The following is a 19,752-nucleotide window of genomic DNA, read 5'->3' on the forward strand; positions in this document are numbered from 1 at the left end:
TGGACCCGTGACCCTCAGCACCTATTTCGCCTTCCTCGGCGTCGCCGTCATTCTCGCGGTGACCCCAGGACCAGATACGCTCCTCTCGCTGCGCTACGCTCTGGTCTCCCGCCGTGCAGGTGCTTTGGCCGCGGCGGGTTCATCTGTCGCCATGTTCGTGTGGGCTGCCCTGGCCGCACTTGGGTTAGCCGCGCTCTTCGAAGCCTCAGACATTGCCTACTACGTCGTCAGCCTGCTGGGTGGCTGCTATCTGCTTGTACTAGGCGCCCGAACCTGTCTCACCGCGCGCGGAAGGTTCCGCAACGCGGCCGTGATCACCGCGGCTGGACTGCAGCGGGCAACCCCTGCCAAAAAACGCACGACGACGACGCCCCTGACTCCCTTCTTTGCCGGTATCGCCACCTGTATGACCAACCCCAAGGTGGGTTTGTTCTTCCTTGCGCTCTTTCCACAGTTCACGCCCACCGCCATGGGCCCGGTCTTCGCCATCGCAGTCCTCGGCGGAACGGTGGTGGTGACGGTCTACGCCTATCTCATTGGCATCGTCATGATGGTCGATGCGGCTAACCGTTGGCTGTCCAACCCGCGGGTCACTGGGTGGATCGAACTCGTCAGCGGTCTGACTCTACTCGGCCTGGGCATCTATATGGTGATCGCAGGAACCGTGGGGCTGGCCTTGTAGCAATGCTGATTTGCGCACCTACATCTCAGCAGGGGAGCGGACCAGACAGAACTCATTGCCCTCAGGATCTGCGAAAGTTACCCATCCCGTGCCGGGGCCCCGCTCGCCGCGTCTATCGGCGATCACGGTGGCATCGAGACGACGGATGCGTTCGATCTCCTCGTCCCGCGCTCCCTCCCGCGATCCCAGGTCCAGATGAACCCGGTTCTTCACTTCTTTCGGCCCGTACTTGCCTTCGACGAAAAGAAGTCGATGCCCAGATGTGGGATCGACGATCATGCATTGTTCGTCTCCCGGCTCATTGGGATCACCTGGCATATCGGAGTAACCGAGGACACGCTTCCACCATTCCGACAGTGCGTAAGCGTTCTCGGCGTCAAAAGTTGTGTGCGACACATATGCAGTCATGAGAGAAATCCAAGCATGATGACTCCCAGCTGCCGGCACGCCACACCGGTTGGTGACAAGTGGTGCGGAGTGCTAATCCCTGCCAAAGCTTGAGTAAATCTGGTGGGTAGACTGTCCGAGTGACTCCAGAAGAACTCTCCTCCGTTGTGAAAACCACCCTCGCTGAAGCCGTCGCGTCCGGCGACATCAACCTCGAAACCCTTCCAGAGAATGTGCGAGTGGAGCGGCCGAAGAGCCGCGATCACGGAGATTGGGCCACCAATATCGCCCTGCAGCTAGCAAAACCGGCAAAAATGAACCCCCGGCAGCTGGCGGAGGCCCTTGCTACACGGCTCACCGAGCACCCAGGGATCACCCGCGTGGAGGTAGCGGGACCAGGGTTTATCAACGTCACCCTTGACGCCGCGGCCGCCGGACAACTCGCGCAGAGCATCGTTGAGGGCGGAGAAACCTTCGGGCACAATCAGGCACTGACCGGGCATGTCATCAACCTGGAATACGTCTCCGCCAACCCCACCGGTCCGCTCCATATGGGCCACACCCGCTGGGCAGCGTTAGGTGACGCGCTGCTGAGGCTGCTGCGCGCCTCAGGGGCCGACGTCACCGCTGAGTACTACATCAACGACGCCGGCAACCAAATGAATGTTTTCGCCGCAACCGTGCTGGCCGCACTCCACGGAGAAGACACGCCAGAAGGCGGGTACCCAGGTGAATACATCAACGACCTCGCAAAGATTGTCGCCGCCCAACGCCCAGATGTCCGGGACCTGCCGCGCCCTGAGGCACTGAAGGTTGTTCGTGAGATTGCCTACCCGGCTCAGCTCGCCCAGATTCGGGGCACCCTGCAGGCCTTCGGCGTCCACTTCGACGAGTGGTTCTCCGAGAAATTTCTCCACGATGAGAAACTTATCGACTCCGCGATCGCCACCCTGCGCGAACAGGGCAACATCGATGACCGCGACGGCGCGGTGTGGCTGCGCACAACAGACTTCGGTGACGACAAAGACCGGGTGCTCATCAAAGACGATGGTGAACCGACGTACTTCGCCGCCGACGCAGCTTACTACCTCAGTAAGCGCGAACGGGGCTTCAGCGAGAAGATCTACATTCTTGGTGCCGACCACCATGGCTATGTGGGCCGACTCAAGGCCATGGCCGCCTGCGCCGGTGACGACCCAGAACAGAACATTGAAATCCTCATTGGCCAACTGATGAGCGTTAAGGGCGCCCGCCTGTCGAAACGCAAAGGCAATGTCATCGCCCTCGATGACCTCATCGAATGGCTCGGCACCGACGCATTGCGCTACACCCTGGCCCGCTATCCCGCCGATTCACCGATCGACGTAGACCCCGAGGTGCTGCAGTCGAAGACCAACGACAACCCCGTCTTCTACGTGCAGTACGCCCACGCCAGGGCCTGCAACGCTGCCCGCAACGCAGAAGCGCAGGGAGTTGACCACTCCAGCTTCGACGCCGCCCAACTCACCCATGAGCGAGAAGAAGAGCTGTTAGCGCATCTGGCTAAGTTCCCCAACACCGTGGCTCGAGCGGCTGAGCTGCGGGAACCCCACCGGGTAGCCCGCTATCTGGAGGACCTGGCCGGGGCGTATCACGCCTGGTACGCCAAATGCAGGATCGCGCCCTCCACCCGTGAAGACGGCACCGTGGAACCAGTCACGGACCTAAACCGAACAAGACTCTGGCTTAACAGCGCCACCGCGCAGGTGTTGCGCAACGGACTCACCCTGCTGGGCGTCAGTGCCCCGGACCAGATGTAAGGGACGCACTATGACACTCACCCCCCACCCACTGGCACCAGACTGGCTAAGTCCCCGCGAAAATACAGATGATTTGGAATCGGCGCTTTTCCCAATCACCACATCGCGCAGTCCCGCCGGTGAGCTGGTCATCGAAGGGGTGCCTGTCAGTGACCTGGCAGCCACCTACGGCACCCCGCTCTACGTGTTCTCCGAAACAGACTTCCGAACGCGAGCCCGCCGGTTCCGCGAAGCGTTTAACCAGGCGTTCACCCCAGACACGGCAGTTGATGTCTTCTACGCAGGTAAAGCGTTTCTCTCCACACGCGTGGCGCAGTGGGCCACTGAAGAAGGTCTGAACATCGACACCGCCAGCGGAGGTGAGCTGGCCATAGCGCTAGCAGCGGGGGTGGACCCCGCACGCATCGGACTGCACGGGAACAACAAATCTGATGTTGAAATCGCCCGTGCCGTGGAGCTCGGACTGGGGCGGATCATCGCTGACTCTGTTGAAGAGATCGGACGAATCTCTGCCATCGCTTCCGGTATGAGCCGCACCGCCTCCGTGATGCTGCGCCTGACACCTGGGGTTCACGCCTCCACCCATGAATACATCGCCACCGCCCACGAAGACCAGAAATTTGGGCTGTCGCTCACTCCAGTTCCAGGCACCCATACTGAATCGCCCAACCCGTTCCTAGGATCGCCCGCCTGGACAGCAGTAGAGCAGGCCCTCGAAGCCCCTGGTGTCGATCTGATAGGTCTGCACTGCCACATCGGATCGCAGATCTTCGAACCCACGGGTTTCGAACTTGCCGCATCCAAGCTGATCGGGTTCCTCGCCAGAGTCCAGGCGAGCCACGGCGTCGTTCTGCCAGAACTGGATCTCGGTGGGGGACACGGAATTGCCTACACTGAGGCCGACCATCCCCGCGCACCGGAAGAGATCGCCCAGGCTCTTGCGGCCGCAGTCCGGGATGCGTGCTCGGAGCACGGCATCGCGATACCGCGACTCAGCATCGAACCAGGGCGCAGCATCGCCGGGCCAGCCGGAATCACTCTCTACAGCGCGGGAACCACCAAAGATGTGGTGGTTGAGGACGGGATCAGCCGCCGCTACATCGCAGTGGACGGCGGTATGGGGGACAACCCTCGGCCGGTGCTCTACGACGCCGATTACTCCGCCGTTGTGGCCTCACGGAGGATCACTGGAGAACATGTGCTGTCTCGCATTGTGGGAAAGCACTGCGAATCCGGAGACATCGTGGTCAGAAACGTATACTTGCCACCGGCTGTGATCCGGGGAGACATCCTTGCTGTACCGGCCACAGGGGCGTACTGCCACTCGCTGTCGAGCAACTACAACTACCTGACCCGGCCCGCCGTGGTCGCCGTACAAGACGGAGAAACTCAGGTACTGATTCGTCGGGAAACTGAGGACATGATGCTCGCTCGCGACACCGGTTATACACCCTAAGCCGGCGGACGCGAATGTCGCCGGAACTGAACTTCCACACTGAAGAGGTGATGATGGCACTGCCGCCGCAGTCCAAATCTGGCGAAACGATCCGTATCGGCCTGCTCGGGGCCGGCAACGTTGGTGCCCAAGTAGCCAAGACACTGGTGGAGGAACGGGAGTTGATCTCCGCCCGGGTCGGCACACCTGTGAAACTTGTCGGCGTCGCTGTCCGCGACCCTGAGGCCCCACGCGACTGGCGCATTCCTGGTGAGCTGCTCACCACTGACGCTGAGGCCCTGGTGGACCAATCTGACCTTGTCATCGAGCTCATTGGCGGAAACGAGCCTGCTGGAGCACTCATCGAGCAGGCACTGCGCCGCGGTTCAGCTGTGGTGACCGGCAATAAGGCCCTGCTGGCTAGCCGAGGAACCGAACTCAATGCCATCGCGGCGGATACTGGTGCGCTGCTCCGATACGAAGCCTCTGTCGGTGGGGCAATTCCGATTCTGCGTCCAATCGAAGAATCGCTCTCCGGTGACAGGATCACCAAGGTGATGGGGATCGTCAACGGCACCACCAATTACATCCTCGACCAGATGGACACCACCGGTGCCGCGTTCGACGACGCCCTCGACGAGGCTCAGAAGCTCGGATACGCAGAATCCGACCCTACAGCTGATGTCGCTGGACTCGACGCCGCAGCGAAAGCCGCCATTCTCGGCACTCTCGCGTTCCACGCTCCGTTCAGCTTCGACGACGTCTACTGCGAAGGCATCACCGAGGTCACCCAGGACGACATCGAGGCAGCAGCCGCCTCCGGCTACGTGATCAAGCTGCTGGCCATTGCGGAGAAGCACACGCAAGGACAGGAACCCGGCGTCGTGCTGCGCGTTCACCCCACGCTATTGCCGCGAACCCACCCATTGGCCAGCGTGCGCGGTGCCTTCAACGCGGTCTTCGTGGTGGCCGAAAACGCCGGCGAGCTGATGTTCTACGGACAGGGTGCCGGAGGGCGGCCCACATCCAGCGCCATCATGGGAGATGTAGTCGCCGTGGCGCGGCGGCTGCGGGCACCTGTGCCTGAGTCTCCCACCATCTCCAGCGAGGTCCACCTTCCACCGCTGCCGATCGAAAAAGCGACCACCCAGTACTACATCGACATGGAAGTCGCCGACAAGGAAGGCGTGATCGCAGAGATTGCCCGTGTGCTGGCAGACCATCACGTCTCCATCGAATCAATGCGTCAGCCCGGCAGCGTGACCATCGAAGGCGAAGTCGAAGATAGTGAGAATGGCGCGAAAGTGCAGGTCGTGACCCATATCGCCAGCGAAAAAGACCTGCACGAGACCGTGCAGGAACTGCGCGGACTTGATGTGGTCAAGACCGTGATCTCCGTGCTGCGTGTCGAAGTCAAGAAGTAAAGGGGAACCCCATATGGCGCACCAGTGGCGAGGAGTGATCCGCGAGTACTTTGACCGACTGCCGGTCACTGAGGAAGACCGCATTATCAGCCTCGGTGAGGGCGGCACACCCCTGGTGTACGCTCCGGCGCTGTCAGCCCTCGTGAAGGGCGAGGTACACCTCAAAGTGGAGGGAATGAACCCCACAGGTTCGTTTAAAGACCGCGGAATGACCATGGCCATCACCGCAGCGGTGGCCGATGGTGCCAAAGCCGTAGTGTGCGCCTCGACCGGAAACACGTCCGCCTCCGCCGCCGCCTACGCCACCCAAGCTGGGCTGACCTGCGCAGTGCTGGTGCCAGCGGGAAAAATCGCCATGGGCAAGCTCTCCCAAGCCGTTGCTCACGGGGCGGAGCTGATTCAGATTGACGGGAACTTCGACGGGTGCCTCGACGTGGCTCGCAAACTCGCTGAGAACTACCCGGTCTTCCTGGTCAACTCCGTCAACCCTGCGCGCATTGAAGGGCAGAAAACTGCGGCCTTCGAGGTAGTCGACGCACTTGGCTCGGCTCCCGACTACCACCTGCTGCCAGTCGGCAACGCCGGCAACATCACGGCCTACTGGAAAGGCTATAACGAGTACTACGAGGACCAAGTGGCCACGTCCCTTCCGACGATGTGGGGATTCCAAGCTGCCGGAGCTGCCCCAATCGTCGCAGGGCACCCCATCACTGACCCAGAAACTGTTGCGACGGCGATCCGCATTGGGAACCCGGCCTCGTGGGAGTACGCCGAAGCTGCCCGGGATGAGTCATCCGGGGTGATCGAATCGGTCACCGACGATCAAATCCTCTCCGCACACCGGTGGCTCTCCGCTAAAGAGGGAGTTTTTGTGGAACCGGCATCAGCCGCCGGAGTTGCCGGTCTGCTGAAGAAGCACGCAGCAGGGGAGGTGCCCACTGGCAAGCGATGGGTCATCACCGTGACCGGTCACGGCCTGAAGGATCCCGACTGGGCGATCAACAATCCCGAGTTGCAGACAGGCGACGGCAACGACGCCGCCCCCACCCAGGTTCCACAGGATGTTGAGACCGTGGCCCGGACCCTGGGGCTCTGAACAACACATGGGACTTCAATTAGGACGGTTAGGGCAGGGTCTCGGACCTGATGCAGCAGCCGGCGCGCCAGCACACCAGCTGCGTGAGCCGCTCACGGCTGAAAAGCAGTTCAGGCTAAGCGTCCCGGCCACCAGCGCCAACCTGGGGCCAGGCTATGACACTCTTGGGCTGGCTCTGGACTGGCGTGATGAGATCCAGGTGACCGCCCGGCCGCGCCGCAACCTGGAAGCGCCGGAGGTCGGCGTCGTCGTCACCGGTGAAGGTGCTGGGGAGCTGCCCGCTGATGCATCGCATCTTGTGATCACCGCAGTGGAACGTATTCTCGCCTCCAAGGGCTACCATCTCCCTGATTTGGATGTTCAGGCGCAGAACACCATTCCGCATTCTCGCGGGCTCGGTTCCTCCGCCGCGGCTATCGCCACAGCAGTCAAGACTGCTGATCAGCTGATTCCCGGTGGACTGACCGATGATGAGCAGTTGCAGATCGGGTCACGCATTGAGGGCCACCCTGACAACTACGCACCTGCCCTCCGTGGAGGAGTGGCCGTGTCCTGGCTGGCCTCAGACAGCCCGGAGCCCATGTATCGAACAGCGCCACTTGGAGTGCATCCGGAACTGACCTGTGTGGTGGCCATTCCATCTTTCGTGCAATCGACCCAAGCTGCCCGCGACGTCTTACCGGGCAGTGTTCCCCATGATCAGGCCGCGAAGAACAGCTCCCGGGCAGCTCTTCTGGTGCATGCGATCACCTCCGACCCACGTCTTCTGCTCGATGCGACAGAGGACTTCCTGCACCAGGAGTACCGCCGCCAGGCGTTCCCGCTGTCCATGGCGCTGGTAGACGCGCTGCGCGGCCAAGGCTTCGCCACAGTCATCTCCGGTGCAGGCCCAACGGTCTTGGTGATGACGAGTGAGCAGCGGGCGGAAGCAGCTGCCGCAGCGATCCACCGGTTCTCCGCTGAGCACTCCGGACAGGACACGTTCACCCCATCGAATCTGCCTATAGCCCACACAGGTGCTATAGTTGAGGCACTGCGGTGATCGAAGTTATCACCGAGTGACTTTCGCGCAGTTCGCGCTCTCCCAGCCGGGTTATTGACACAGCACGCACCTCTTGATGTGTTCAACCTGAGTGTGTACATCAGTGTACTGAAGGGGAAATTCTTCAACGCGTTGACGCGAAAGATTGCCATGGAAACCGTTGGCCGCATCTGAACGCGGTCTGCCTGACGAGGGAGAAGGAACCTTCGTGACAGAAACCACCACTGAGGGAGCACCTCAGGACGTGAAGAACGATGCCGACAGCAATTCAAACAGCGGGCTCGCCGGACTCAAACTAGCTCAGCTTAAGGCGCTGGCTTCTCAACTGGGTATTGCCGGGTCCTCCCGGATGCGTAAATCCGATTTGGTCGAGGCGATCTCCGCTCACCAGCGCGGCGGCGCAGTAGCCGACCGCGGCAAGAAGGCTGAAAAGCCCGCGGAGAAAGACAAGAGCGCCGCAGAAAACCACGCGGCTCCCGCTCCTGCGGCAGACGCGGACCGTAATGAGGCTCCCAAGGACGAGGCCAAGAATGGCCGCTCCAATGAGGAAGCTCAGCAGGACGGCGACGCTCAGAATCAGCCCAAAGGCAACAACCGGCATCGCCGCACACGCAACAAGAGTGACGATGGCCGCGGAGGGCGCGACAAGGCGCAATCCGGATCCGACTCGTCTGACGCCAATGAAGGCCGTGAGCGTGGCGAGAACCAGCGTCCGCAGCGCGGTGAGCGCAAGCAGTCCAATCGGTCGAACCAGCCTGATCGTTCCAACCAGTCTGACCGGTCGAGCCAGTCGGACTCACAGGATCACCGTCAGGACCAGGAGAACTTCGGTCGCGATCACGACAACGACAATGACAACGACGATGATCGTAATGACCGTCGGAACCGGCGTCGTAACCGCAATGACCGCAACCGGCGTGGCCGGGACCGCAACCGCGGACCCGAGCACGACGATTCCGACTTCACCGAGGATGACCAGCTCATCCCGATCGCAGGAATCCTCGATGTTCTCGACAACTACGCCTTTGTCCGCACCTCCGGCTACCTGCCTGGTCAGAACGACGTCTATGTCTCCCTTCAACAGGTCAAGAAGAACAACCTGCGAAAAGGGGATGTGGTCACTGGCTTCATCAAAGCACCGCAAGACAACCAGAAGCAGAATAAGCGGCAAAAGTTCGCAGCTCTGGTCAAGGTGGACAAAATCAACGGCCGTCCAGCAGAGGCCAACACCGACCGCGTCGACTTCAACAAGCTCACCCCGCTCTACCCGCAGGAACGCCTGCGGCTGGAAGGCGACCCGAAGGACGTCGGCACCCGTGTCATCGACCTGGTGGCGCCCATCGGTAAGGGTCAGCGCGGTCTGATCGTCTCCCCGCCCAAGGCCGGCAAGACCATCATCCTGCAGTCCCTGGCGAAGGCCATCAAGACCAACAACCCTGAGGTGCACCTGATGATGGTGCTGGTCGATGAGCGCCCCGAGGAAGTCACCGATATGCAGCGGACTGTCGACGGAGAGGTTATCGCCTCCACATTCGACCGTCCGGCCGATGACCACACCACGGTTGCCGAACTCGCCATCGAGCGCGCCAAGCGCCTGGTGGAGGTCGGCAAGGACGTCGTGGTCCTGTTGGACTCCATGACTCGACTGGGCCGCGCATACAACACCGCAGCACCAGCCTCCGGTCGTATTCTCTCCGGTGGTGTTGATGCCAACGCGCTCTACCCACCCAAGCGGTTCTTCGGTGCAGCCCGCAATATTGAGCACGGCGGCTCACTGACGATCCTGGCTACCGCCCTGGTGGAAACCGGATCCAAAATGGATGAGGTCATCTTCGAAGAGTTCAAGGGCACCGGCAACATGGAGCTCCGCCTCTCCCGCCGCCTGGCAGATAAGCGGATTTTCCCAGCCATCAGCGTCTCAGAGTCCTCCACACGACGGGAAGAGAACCTGCTCTCCCCGCAGGAGGTTCAGATCATGTGGAAACTGCGCCGCGTTCTCTCCGGACTGGAGCAGGAGCAGGGCTTGGATCTTCTGCTGAAGAAGATCAAGGACACCAGTTCCAACGCGGAGTTCCTGCTGCTGACCCAGAAAACCACTCTGGGCGGCAACGGCGACTAGGTTCGCGTATCCGGGGAAGACCCCGTCAGCAGTCCTCACCAGGCACTGGCGGGGTCTTTTCAGATCACGTCCCGTTACGTCGTCGTTCTAGGAAGGCCTATGAGCACCGAGATCAACCCCCGCATGTTTGACTCCGTCGGCAGCCTGCTGGAGGAGCACCAAGAGCTTCAAGCGCAGCTGGCCGAGCCGGAAACGCACGCAGACCAGTCACTGGCGCGCAAACTGGGCCGCCGATACGCGCAGCTCAACGGCGTCGTCGAAGCTCACCGTCGCTGGGAGCAGCTGCAGGATGACCTTGAAGCGGCACGTGAACTCGGTGAGGACGACGCCGAATTCGCCGCTGAGGTCCCCCGGCTACAGGAGCAGCTGGAAAAGGCTTCCGAGCGCTTGCTCCGCATGCTCATCCCACGTGATGAGAATGATGTCCGCAATGCGATCGTCGAAGTCAAGGGCGGAGCCGGCGGCGATGAAGCGGCTCTCTTCGCCGGAGATCTGCTGCGCATGTACACCCGCTACGCCGAGTCTAAAGGGTGGAAAACAGAACTCATCTCCTCCACCCCATCAGACTTGGGCGGCTACAAGGACGTCCAGGTCGCCATCAAGTCCAACACCAATGATCCCGCCGAAGGCGTCTACGCGCACCTGAAGTTCGAAGGTGGAGTCCACCGGGTCCAACGCGTTCCCGAGACCGAATCCCAGGGTCGGATACACACCTCAGCAGCCGGCGTCCTCGTGCTCCCAGAAGTCGATGAGCCGGAGGAGATAGAAATCTCCCAGAACGACCTCAAGATCGACGTCTACCGCTCCTCAGGCCCCGGAGGACAGAGCGTCAACACCACCGACTCTGCGGTCCGAATCACCCACCTGCCTACTGGAATCGTGGTGGCTATGCAGAATGAGAAGTCTCAGCTGCAGAACAAGGAAGCAGCCATGCGAGTTCTGCGTTCCAGACTCCTCGCTCATCAGCAGGAACAGCTCGACGCTGAGAGTTCACAGGCCCGCAAGTCGCAGGTGCGGACGATGGACCGATCGGAACGGATCCGGACATACAACTTTCCGGAGAATCGCATTGCGGATCACCGCACCGGATATAAGGCCTACAACCTTGATGCCGTCATCAACGGTGACCTCGAAGCTGTCATCGCATCCTGCATCCAGCTGGATGAACAGGAACGGCTCGACGCACTCGCCGACCAATAGGCATGATGCCCGGGGGAAGCAGTGCTGTGGGACTAGGTGACCTGATTCGTGACGCCGTCGGGCGTCTAGCTGAGGCTGGGATTCCCAGCCCGCAGGCAGATGCTGAACTGCTCGCCGCCCACGTCTGGAGTCTGAGCAGGGCAGAGCTCCAAGCCAAGATGATCTCCGACACCGGGGAATCAGCAGGCGGTATCGAAGCCCAGGATCGGTTCTGGGCGCTGATCGGGGAGCGTCAACACAGGATCCCCCTCCAGCACCTGACCGGTATGGCGCCATTCCGGTGGCTGGAGCTGAAAGTCGGACCCGGGGTGTTCATTCCCCGTCCTGAAACGGAGACTGTGGTAGACCTGGTTCTGCACAAGCTGCGTGAACTCAGCAGCAAAGGCATCAGCCATCCGCGTGTTGTAGATCTCGGCACAGGATCCGGAGCAATAGCAGCCTCGATTGCCCTGGAATATCCTGCCGCTGAAGTTCATGCTGTTGAGGTCTCCACCGAGGCCGCCGCGTGGGCACAGCTCAATTTCGACAACCTCCCACAAGACGCGAGCTCTGTGATCCTGCACCACTGCGATCTGCGAGATTTTGCTGCTGACTGGCGTAGTGATCCCAACCGCGCCGCAGAATCGTTTGACCTGGTCGTCTCCAACCCGCCGTACATCCCTCCGAATATGGTTCCCGTCGAGCAGGAGGTCCGCGAGCATGACCCCGACATTGCGCTCTATGGTGGTGGTCCCGACGGATTGGACCTTCCCACAGCAGTGCTGCACACCGCTAAGGAGGTGCTCGCTTCCGGGGGATGGCTTGTTCTTGAACACGCAGAGGTGCAAGCCGATGCCCTGGCTGCGCTCTGCAGTGGAGACCCAATGTTGGAGGGCGTTGAAACGCACTGGGACTTGACCGGCAGGAAACGAGCCACCTCTGCGACGATTCAGGGGCCCCGGCGCGGTGCGGTCCAGCACGCATTGAAGCGAACAGCGTGAAAGAATACAGCGCGTGAGTCAGACCTACGATGTGACGGAGATACCAGCACGCGAAGCCGGCATTGCCGCTGCGCGCAGCGCCCTCAGCCGCGGCGAGCCCGTGGTGCTTCCGACGGACACCGTCTACGGAATCGGCGTAGACGCCTTCAACCCCCAGGCTGTCGCCGTCCTGCTGGCGGCCAAAGGACGGAACCGAACGATGCCACCGCCGGTGCTCATTGGCCGCGCGGAGGTCATGGAAGCACTGGCCACTGACATTCCTGAATCAGCGCGAGAACTGGCTGCGACATTCTGGCCGGGTGCACTGACCCTTATTCTTCAGGCTCAGCCTTCCCTTGCTTGGGACCTAGGAGAGACTCGTGGCACAGTTGCGCTGCGAATGCCGGCCGATGAGGTCGCACTCGACCTGTTGGGGGCTGTTGGACCTATGGCTGTCTCCAGCGCCAACCGAACAGGCGCACCGGCAGCGACGACCGCCGCAGCAGCCCAGGCAATGCTCTCGGAGTCTGTTGCCGTCTACCTCAACGATGGTGAACGTGCCCACCAGCAGGCTTCTACCATCGTTGACTGCACCACGGGCTCACCCACGGTGGTGCGCCAGGGAGCGATTCCCCTCCACGAGCTCCAGGCCGTGGTGGCCGAGGTGGTCGCGCCGGAGTGATTTACTTTCTGATAGTTCTCACGGTTTCGGCGGGTGTCACCTACATGTTGACTCCGCCGGTGCGGAGGCTGTCGCTGCGGCTGGGTATCTATACCAGCATTCGTTCACGGGATATCCATACCGAGGTGAAGCCACGTTGGGGTGGCGTCGCCATATACGTCGGAATGCTCGCCGGGATCGGCATTTCCGCGCTGATCCCATTGTTTTCGGGAATCTTCGCTGATCTGTCCCAGGTGACTGGTGTCATTCTCGCCATGACACTGATCATGGTCACCGGAATGGCTGATGATGCCTGGGATATCCACTGGGTGATCAAGCTTGCCGCACAAATCGGCTCCGGGGTGCTTCTGGTGGTTCACGGCATCCAGCTTGAAGTCATGCCTGTGGGGTGGCTCGGTGTGGGCGGACCCCTTCTGCAAGGTTTTCTTACGGTCTTCCTCGTGGTGCTGACCATCAATGCATTCAACTTCATTGACGGCCTCGACGGGCTCGCTGCTGGAGTTGCTGCCATCGGCGGTGCGGCGTTCTTCATGTACAGCTACTTGCTGACGCTGTCGATCCGCGAGTTCGAACCTTCGCACTTGGCGACCCTGCTCATGGCAGTTCTGGTGGGGGCATGCCTGGGCTTCCTGCCGCACAACTTTCACCCCTCAAAACTCATCATGGGTGACACAGGCGCCATGCTGCTGGGATTCGTCATGGCCACTGGTGCCGTCATCGCCACCAGTTCCCTAGAGCTTCACCAGGAACAGTTCCGTTTCCGCAATATCCCGGCCTATATGCCGGTGCTCCTTCCACTGGCCGTCATGGTGCTGCCGGTACTGGACCTCGTGCTGGCGGTGGTGCGGCGGACCCTGCGCGGGCAGAGTCCTTTCTCACCTGATCGTGGGCACCTGCACCACAAATTGCTGGACTCAGGCTATTCCCACGCGCAGGCTGTACTGCTGCTCTACCTCTGGGCCGGTCTCATCGCATTTGGCTCCATCTCCTTCAACTTCCTTCCCTGGCAGTTGGTCACGACTGCCATGGCTCTGACATTGGGTATCGCGACCCTGCTGACTCTCGGACCCGGAATGCGGAAAAGGGTCAGGAAGAGCAACCGGCGCGCAGCGGCGCGGCAGTCGAAAGAGGACCTTCCATGACCGGCACCGGCTGGCGGCAAGTGCTCGTGAGAACCACAGCAGCGGGTGTGGCGACGCTTGTCGCCGTCACGGTCACCGCCTTGCTGTTCCAAGGAAGTCCCGCGGCAGTCTCTGCGGCAGCCGGGGGAGGCATCGTCGTCGTACTGTCCTTTCTGTCGCTTGCCCTGATCGACTGGGCTGAGCGGCACCGACCGCATCTGTCCATCCCGCTGTTCATGATGGGCTTCGGTGTGAAAATCGCTGCTCTGGCCCTCGTGATGCCCTTCGTCCAGCCAGGAGACTGGCTGAGTCCAGCGTGGGCTCTCGCGGCTGGAATCGCAGTCTTGCTGGTGTGGCAAGTAGCCGAAGTCCTCAGTTTTGCGAAGATGCGGCTGGCCGTTGAACCTGATGCGTAGTTTTTCTACCGCTTGTAGTAGTGTTGTCACAGCTGGATAACGTGCCGTGCACGGCGGTGAGCTTTGGTAGGCTTAGCCCGGGCCGCGGCTGGTTGTCTATGCGCCGACTTCCCTCGCCCGAACACGAGATCAGTATGTCTCGATCTTTCGACGACCGATGAGAGGACCAGCGTTGTCATCGCTTGCCCTGAGTGCCGCCGAAGAGGGTGGCTTCCAGCCGCCCACTATCAGTGAGACCCACCTTCCGGACATTCTCCCGTGGATGGCGCCCTGGGGCACCGGCTTCGGTAAAAACATGCTGATGGTGATTCTGGCCGTTGTGCTGATCACCTGGCTGTTTAGCTTCGCCATTCGCAAGCAAGCCCTAGTCCCATCCCGCGGACAGTACCTGGCTGAATCCGCCTACGGTTTCGTGCGCAACACCATGGGCCGGGACATCCTGGGGGATAAGCACTTCAAGCCGTGGATTCCACTTCTCTTCACGGTCTTTTTCTTTGTGCTCTTCAACAACCTGTTCGGAGCAATCCCCGGGTTGCAGATGCCCACATTCTCCCACGCCGGCCCCGCCTATGCCCTGGCAGGCATCATCTGGGTCACCTGGATTGCCTTGGGGTTCAAACTCCACGGTGCGAAGTTCATGAAGCTCATGACCGTCCCATCGGGAGTGCCCAAGCCCCTGCTGCTCATTCTTACTCCTCTGGAGTTCCTCTCCAACTTCATCATCCGGCCCCTGACGCACAGTCTGCGTCTGATGGCCGTGATGTTGGCTGGCCACATTATCGTGATGCTTGCCGGTTCCGGAGCCGAGTTCCTCATCGCCCAGCAGGAAGGCATTGCCAACGCAGGTTTGGGCGTCGCCGTCCTGATTGGCTCGATCCCGCTGTACTTCTTGGAACTGATCATGATGGTCCTGCAGGCGTTCGTCTTCGCTCTGCTGACCGCCATCTACATCCAAGGTTCCATAGAAGCCGACGCCCACTGATCCTGTAAGACCCGCAACTAACGAGTTCCCGCACAACTTTCCGGTGAAAGACACCGGAAGCGAGACAGAAAGAGAGAAATACATGGAAGGCACCCTGAACATGATCGGCCTCGGCCTCGCTGGCTTCGGCGCGGCCATCGCGATCGGCATGGTCTTCGCTGCCTACCTCAATGGTGTGGCACGTCAGCCGGAGGCTCAGCGTGTGCTGCAGCCCATCGCGCTGCTCGGCTTCGCCCTTGCTGAGGCCGTGTTCATTCTGGCCATCGTCTTCGCCTTTGTGCTCTGACATAGGTTCAGCAGACACGCAGCCGTCGCATATGACGGCAGCTTAAGAAGACCGTCAGACTAGTGAAGATGGGTGAACACATGATCAGCACAACACTGATCCGGGCAGCGGAGTATGAAGATGCTAATCCGTTGATCCCGAACCCTTGGGAAGCTGCAGTAGCCGGCATCGGCTTCATCGTGCTTTTCATCATTGTCGTCAAGGTAATCGCCCCAAGGTTTGAGCAGTCATACCAAAACCGTGTGGAAGCGATTGAAGGCGGCATTAACCAGGCGGAGGAGGCCAAGGCTGAGGCTGAGGCTCTGAAGGCTGAGTATGAGAAGCAGCTGGCTGATTCACGCGCTGAGGCGTCCAAGATTCGTGAAGAAGCTCGGGCGGAAGGTGCGCAGCTGATCTCAGAGGCCCAGGAGAAGGCCGCCGCTGAGAGTGCCCGCATCCGCGAACAGGCTCAGGCTCAGATCGAAGCTGACCGTGCAGCTGCCGCAGCCTCCTTGAAGTCTGAGGTCGGAACTCTGGCGACGCAGCTGGCGTCGAAGATTGTCGGCGAGGCCCTCGAGGACGATGCTCGCTCCAGCCGCGTTGTGGATCGATTCCTTGCAGATCTCGATGCTGAGCAGCAGACGCAGGGGGCAACGCAGTAATGGCAGTGCAGTTCAGCGGATCCAGTCGGTCTAGGGCGTCTTTAAAGACGTTGGAGAGCGAATTGGAGGAGACCATCACAGCGGCTGACCTCGCCGTTGCCGATGAGCTGTTCACCGCGCTCGATGTGCTGGACGGCTCTGCGGCTCTACGCCGATCCTTGACTGATCCTTCGCGTGAGCCCACTGCTCGCGTGGAGGTCATCAGGTCTTTGTTCAATGCGGGAGCTCAGCCTGCGACCGTAAAAGTTCTCGAGGCTGCAGTAGCTCAGCGGTGGAGCAAAGAACGTGATCTGGGTGACGCGTTGGAGACCCTTGCCGTCACCGCTGTGGCGGCGAAGGCTGAGAGCCAAGGGCTCCAGGGGCTGGAGGATCTTGAAAGCGCATTGTTGAGCTTTCGCCGAACCATCGCCCAATCCCACGATCTCCAGCACGCACTCAGTGAGGACCAGGCACCGGCAGCAGCCAAGCAGAAGCTCGCCGGACAGTTGACTTCACAGGCCTCACCCGAGGCGCGCCTGCTGATCGACCGAGCCGTCACCTCGCCTCGGGGATTGCGCACTTCCGCGTTGATCGAGCGGTTCGCCGCGGTGATAGCAGCCCGGCAGGACCGTTGGATCGCCCAGGTGACTGTGGCGAAAGATCTGGGCAGTTCGTATCTGCACAAACTGTCCTCGAGCTTGGACAAATACTTCGGCAGGGAGCTGAAGCTGGATGTTGTGGTTGATCCTTCTGTGATCGGCGGCATCCGAGTCCAGGTTGGGGACGAAGTGGTAGACAGCACTGTCGCCGCTCGACTTAATGAGCTGAACCGCACAATCGCCAGCTAGCACCGCTAGCCCGACTGACAACTTTTGACCCATACGGCCGTGCTGGACACGGCCACTGATAGAGGAGAGCAGGGACTGCAGATGGCCGATTTGACCATCAATGCCGATGACGTCCGCAACGCCTTGAACGAGTTCGCCGCGTCCTATGACCCGGGGAGTGCCGAGCGCACTGAGGTCGGGCGCGTGATCTCCGCGGCTGACGGTATTGCACGAGTTGAGGGTTTGCCCTCGACGATGTCGAACGAACTTCTTCGCTTCGAAGACGGCACACTGGGCCTCGCCCAGAACCTCGACACTCGAGAAATCGGCGTCGTGGTGCTTGGTGCCTTCGCCGGAATCGAAGAAGGACAGGAAGTCACACGGACAGGGGAGGTGCTCTCCGTCCCGGTGGGCGATGAGTTCCTCGGCCGTGTGGTGGACCCTCTGGGTGCACCTATTGATGACCTCGGTGCCATCGAGGCCGAATCTCGCCGTGCATTGGAACTCCAGGCACCTTCAGTGGTGCAGCGTAAATCGGTCCACGAGCCGCTGCAGACCGGTATCAAAGCTATCGACGCGATGATCCCGATCGGTCGCGGTCAGCGCCAGCTGATCATTGGGGACCGCCAGACCGGTAAGACCGCTATCGGTATCGACGCCATTCTTAACCAGAAGGCGAACTGGGAATCCGGTGATGTGAACAAGCAGGTGCGCTGCGTCTACGTGGCTGTGGGCCAGAAGGCATCCACCATCGCAGCCGTTCGCCAGACACTGGCCGACCGTGGCGCTCTGGAGTACACCACCATCGTTGCTTCTCCAGCTTCTGACCCTGCGGGCTTCAAATACCTGGCCCCGTTCGCGGGTTCTGCTATCGGTCAGCACTGGATGTACGGCGGCAAGCACGTCCTGATCATCTTTGATGATCTCTCGAAGCAGGCTGAAGCGTACCGCGCTGTGTCGTTGCTGCTGCGCCGCCCGCCGGGGCGTGAAGCCTTCCCCGGTGACGTTTTCTACTTACACTCGCGTCTTCTGGAGCGTTGTGCGAAGCTCTCCGATGAATTGGGCGCAGGTTCAATGACGGGTCTGCCCATCATCGAGACCAAAGCCAATGACGTTTCGGCATATATCCCGACCAACGTCATCTCGATCACCGACGGCCAGATCTTCTTGCAGTCTGACCTGTTCAACGCGAACCAGCGGCCTGCTGTCGACGTCGGTATCTCGGTCTCACGAGTCGGTGGTGCCGCGCAGGTCAAGGCCATGAAGAAGGTCTCGGGAACGCTCAAGCTGGACCTTGCTCAGTACCGCGACATGCAGGCGTTCGCAATGTTCGCCTCTGACCTCGATCCCGCCACGCGCAAGCAGCTGACTCGCGGTGAACGTCAGACTGAGCTGCTCAAGCAGCCGCAGTACACCCCGTTTCCCGTCGAGGAGCAGGTGGTGTCTATCTGGGCCGGTGCCCAAGGTCACCTGGACGACATTGAGCTGGCTGATATCAAGCGTTTCGAAGCAGAGTGGATTGAGCACCTGCGTCGGAAGACTGATGTGCTGACCAACCTCGCTTCGAGTGGGAAGCTCGAGGATGACACGCTGAACACCCTCAACGGGGAAATCGAGACATTCAAGCGCAACTTCCACTCCGAAGGTGCAGAGTCACTGGTTGGTAACGAAACCGCTGAGGCGCTCTCCGACGAGGACATCAAGCAGGAAGAGATCTCCACCTCCAAGTGAGCGTGGACTGACTCTTCGACGTTGAACTAAGGGAAGGACAAGCATGGGAGCCCAGATCCGGGTCTATCGCCAGAAGATCGCATCGACCTCGTCGATGAAGAAGATTTTCAAGGCGATGGAGCTGATCGCGACCTCGCGAGTCGGCAAGGCACGCAGCCGTGCGCAAGCGGCCTCGCCCTACGCGGAGGCCATCACCCGTGCGGTGTCGGCTGTGGCTTCGCAGGATGATGTCGAACACGTGCTTACGGAGAAGGTAGCCAATCCGCAGCGTGCCGCCGTGGTCATCATGGCTAGCGACCGCGGACTCGCAGGAGCGTACTCAACCAACGTATTGAAACGGTCGGAGTCACTGCTGGCCCGCCTGAAGCAGGACAATATTGAGGCGCGTCCCTACCTCTACGGTCGCAAGGCACAAGCGTTCTACGACTTCCGGAACCGTGACTACGAGCAGGTGTGGACCGGCCAGACCGATGCGCCTTCAGTGGTTCGGGCACGTGAGATCGGCCAAACCCTGGTTGACCAGTTCGTCGAACCCTATGAGTCCGGCGGTGTAGACGAGATCTACTTGGTCTTCACCGAGTTCAAATCGATGGTGACCCAGGAGCCTGTGGTCAAGCGACTACTGCCCCTGTCCGTCGTCGAGTCTGAAGAAGGCGCCGGCGCAGAGCCGATGCCGCTCTACGACTTCGAGCCCTCCGCTGAAGAAGTGCTGGACGCGCTGCTGCCCAAGTACATCGAGTCCCGTATCTTCTCCGCCATGCTGGAAGCCTCGGCTTCCGAGCTGGCAGCACGTCAGAAGGCCATGAAGTCCGCAGCCGACAATGCCGACGAGCTGATCCGCAAGTACACGCTGCTGCGGAACAATGCACGCCAGGCAGAAATCACCCAGGAGCTCACCGAGCTCATCGCCGGTGCCGACGCGCTGGCGTCGTCGTAAGAAAGTG

At 60.8% G+C, this 19,752-nt stretch carries 19 protein-coding genes; 18 read left to right on the top strand and 1 reads right to left on the bottom strand.

Going from position 1 to position 19,752, the window contains the following annotated elements:
• Window positions 1-7 precede the first annotated feature (7 nt).
• Complete coding sequence (locus FEF26_RS10980) at window positions 8-682, top strand: LysE family translocator (protein WP_166433001.1); 675 nt, start codon at window positions 8-10, stop codon at window positions 680-682.
• An 18-nt stretch (window positions 683-700) separates the two neighbouring features.
• On the opposite strand, the gene FEF26_RS10985 is transcribed toward FEF26_RS10980, so the two are convergent.
• A complete protein-coding gene (locus tag FEF26_RS10985; protein ID WP_138253586.1) occupies window positions 701-1,090 on the bottom strand; it encodes a VOC family protein in 390 nt (129 codons plus the stop codon).
• Between the two features lie 119 nt (window positions 1,091-1,209).
• On the opposite strand from FEF26_RS10985, the gene argS reads away from it, so the two are divergent.
• The 17 genes from argS (at window position 1,210) to FEF26_RS11070 (ending at window position 19,745) form a co-directional block, all read left to right on the top strand.
• The gene (argS, locus tag FEF26_RS10990) at window positions 1,210-2,868 is read left to right on the top strand and encodes an arginine--tRNA ligase (RefSeq protein ID WP_138253587.1); all 1,659 of its coding nucleotides are present in this window, start codon (window positions 1,210-1,212) and stop codon (window positions 2,866-2,868) included.
• 10 nt (window positions 2,869-2,878) lie between these two features.
• Window positions 2,879-4,324, top strand: coding sequence for a diaminopimelate decarboxylase (gene lysA, locus FEF26_RS10995; protein ID WP_138253588.1), 1,446 nt, complete (start codon window positions 2,879-2,881; stop codon window positions 4,322-4,324).
• 50 nt (window positions 4,325-4,374) lie between these two features.
• Window positions 4,375-5,727 (top strand): homoserine dehydrogenase, encoded by a 1,353-nt coding sequence (locus FEF26_RS11000; protein ID WP_243730535.1) that lies wholly within the window; start codon window positions 4,375-4,377, stop codon window positions 5,725-5,727.
• Window positions 5,728-5,740: 13 nt separating this feature from the next.
• Window positions 5,741-6,823 carry a threonine synthase gene (gene thrC, locus FEF26_RS11005; protein ID WP_138253589.1) on the top strand — a complete coding sequence of 361 codons (1,083 nt, stop codon included), beginning with the start codon at window positions 5,741-5,743 and terminating at the stop codon, window positions 6,821-6,823.
• Window positions 6,824-6,830: 7 nt separating this feature from the next.
• A complete protein-coding gene (gene thrB, locus FEF26_RS11010) occupies window positions 6,831-7,865 on the top strand; it encodes a homoserine kinase (protein WP_166433002.1) in 1,035 nt (344 codons plus the stop codon).
• Between the two features lie 208 nt (window positions 7,866-8,073).
• On the top strand, window positions 8,074-9,984 hold the full coding sequence (gene rho / locus FEF26_RS11015) for a transcription termination factor Rho (protein ID WP_138253591.1): 1,911 nt from the start codon (window positions 8,074-8,076) through the stop codon (window positions 9,982-9,984).
• Between the two features lie 123 nt (window positions 9,985-10,107).
• Window positions 10,108-11,184 carry a peptide chain release factor 1 gene (prfA, locus tag FEF26_RS11020; protein WP_138253607.1) on the top strand — a complete coding sequence of 359 codons (1,077 nt, stop codon included), beginning with the start codon at window positions 10,108-10,110 and terminating at the stop codon, window positions 11,182-11,184.
• Between the two features lie 26 nt (window positions 11,185-11,210).
• A complete protein-coding gene (gene prmC, locus FEF26_RS11025; RefSeq protein WP_243730536.1) occupies window positions 11,211-12,164 on the top strand; it encodes a peptide chain release factor N(5)-glutamine methyltransferase in 954 nt (317 codons plus the stop codon).
• A 4-nt stretch (window positions 12,165-12,168) separates the two neighbouring features.
• Window positions 12,169-12,825 (top strand): L-threonylcarbamoyladenylate synthase, encoded by a 657-nt coding sequence (locus FEF26_RS11030; RefSeq protein WP_424991738.1) that lies wholly within the window; start codon window positions 12,169-12,171, stop codon window positions 12,823-12,825.
• Between the two features lie 44 nt (window positions 12,826-12,869).
• A complete protein-coding gene (locus FEF26_RS11035) occupies window positions 12,870-13,967 on the top strand; it encodes an MraY family glycosyltransferase (protein ID WP_243730537.1) in 1,098 nt (365 codons plus the stop codon).
• Window positions 13,964-14,362: a hypothetical protein gene (locus FEF26_RS11040; RefSeq protein ID WP_138253594.1), complete on the top strand. Its 399-nt coding sequence runs from the start codon at window positions 13,964-13,966 to the stop codon at window positions 14,360-14,362. The genes FEF26_RS11035 and FEF26_RS11040 overlap by 4 nt, the downstream gene beginning before the upstream one ends.
• A gap of 172 nt (window positions 14,363-14,534) precedes the next feature.
• Window positions 14,535-15,344, top strand: a complete 810-nt coding sequence (atpB, locus tag FEF26_RS11045) for a F0F1 ATP synthase subunit A (protein ID WP_166433003.1) — start codon at window positions 14,535-14,537, stop codon at window positions 15,342-15,344.
• A gap of 82 nt (window positions 15,345-15,426) precedes the next feature.
• The gene (locus FEF26_RS11050) at window positions 15,427-15,630 is read left to right on the top strand and encodes a F0F1 ATP synthase subunit C (RefSeq protein WP_119903463.1); all 204 of its coding nucleotides are present in this window, start codon (window positions 15,427-15,429) and stop codon (window positions 15,628-15,630) included.
• 80 nt (window positions 15,631-15,710) lie between these two features.
• Window positions 15,711-16,271: a F0F1 ATP synthase subunit B gene (locus FEF26_RS11055; protein ID WP_138253609.1), complete on the top strand. Its 561-nt coding sequence runs from the start codon at window positions 15,711-15,713 to the stop codon at window positions 16,269-16,271.
• Window positions 16,271-17,098, top strand: coding sequence for a F0F1 ATP synthase subunit delta (locus FEF26_RS11060; RefSeq protein WP_138253596.1), 828 nt, complete (start codon window positions 16,271-16,273; stop codon window positions 17,096-17,098). Before FEF26_RS11055 ends, FEF26_RS11060 begins: the two co-directional genes overlap by 1 nt.
• A gap of 81 nt (window positions 17,099-17,179) precedes the next feature.
• Complete coding sequence (gene atpA / locus FEF26_RS11065) at window positions 17,180-18,808, top strand: F0F1 ATP synthase subunit alpha (RefSeq protein ID WP_138253597.1); 1,629 nt, start codon at window positions 17,180-17,182, stop codon at window positions 18,806-18,808.
• 43 nt (window positions 18,809-18,851) lie between these two features.
• Complete coding sequence (locus FEF26_RS11070) at window positions 18,852-19,745, top strand: F0F1 ATP synthase subunit gamma (protein WP_138253598.1); 894 nt, start codon at window positions 18,852-18,854, stop codon at window positions 19,743-19,745.
• Window positions 19,746-19,752 lie beyond the last annotated feature (7 nt).

The organism is Nesterenkonia salmonea, assembly GCF_005771525.1.
Lineage (GTDB): Bacteria > Actinomycetota > Actinomycetes > Actinomycetales > Micrococcaceae > Nesterenkonia > Nesterenkonia salmonea.

What these genes read in the sequence shown, in the direction of transcription:
- FEF26_RS11055 (WP_138253609.1), top strand. Translation starts at nt 15,711, where the DNA reads ATGATCAGCACAACACTGATCCGGGCAGCGGAGTATGAAGATGCTAAT.
- FEF26_RS11050 (WP_119903463.1), top strand. Translation starts at nt 15,427, where the DNA reads ATGGAAGGCACCCTGAACATGATCGGCCTCGGCCTCGCTGGCTTCGGC.
- FEF26_RS11060 (WP_138253596.1), top strand. Translation starts at nt 16,271, where the DNA reads ATGGCAGTGCAGTTCAGCGGATCCAGTCGGTCTAGGGCGTCTTTAAAG.
- FEF26_RS11040 (WP_138253594.1), top strand. Translation starts at nt 13,964, where the DNA reads ATGACCGGCACCGGCTGGCGGCAAGTGCTCGTGAGAACCACAGCAGCG.
- thrB (WP_166433002.1), top strand. Translation starts at nt 6,831, where the DNA reads ATGGGACTTCAATTAGGACGGTTAGGGCAGGGTCTCGGACCTGATGCA.
- prfA (WP_138253607.1), top strand. Translation starts at nt 10,108, where the DNA reads ATGTTTGACTCCGTCGGCAGCCTGCTGGAGGAGCACCAAGAGCTTCAA.
- atpA (WP_138253597.1), top strand. Translation starts at nt 17,180, where the DNA reads ATGGCCGATTTGACCATCAATGCCGATGACGTCCGCAACGCCTTGAAC.
- FEF26_RS11070 (WP_138253598.1), top strand. Translation starts at nt 18,852, where the DNA reads ATGGGAGCCCAGATCCGGGTCTATCGCCAGAAGATCGCATCGACCTCG.
- FEF26_RS10985 (WP_138253586.1), bottom strand. Translation starts at nt 1,090, where the DNA reads ATGACTGCATATGTGTCGCACACAACTTTTGACGCCGAGAACGCTTAC.
- thrC (WP_138253589.1), top strand. Translation starts at nt 5,741, where the DNA reads ATGGCGCACCAGTGGCGAGGAGTGATCCGCGAGTACTTTGACCGACTG.
- lysA (WP_138253588.1), top strand. Translation starts at nt 2,879, where the DNA reads ATGACACTCACCCCCCACCCACTGGCACCAGACTGGCTAAGTCCCCGC.
- FEF26_RS11035 (WP_243730537.1), top strand. Translation starts at nt 12,870, where the DNA reads ATGTTGACTCCGCCGGTGCGGAGGCTGTCGCTGCGGCTGGGTATCTAT.
- FEF26_RS11000 (WP_243730535.1), top strand. Translation starts at nt 4,375, where the DNA reads ATGATGGCACTGCCGCCGCAGTCCAAATCTGGCGAAACGATCCGTATC.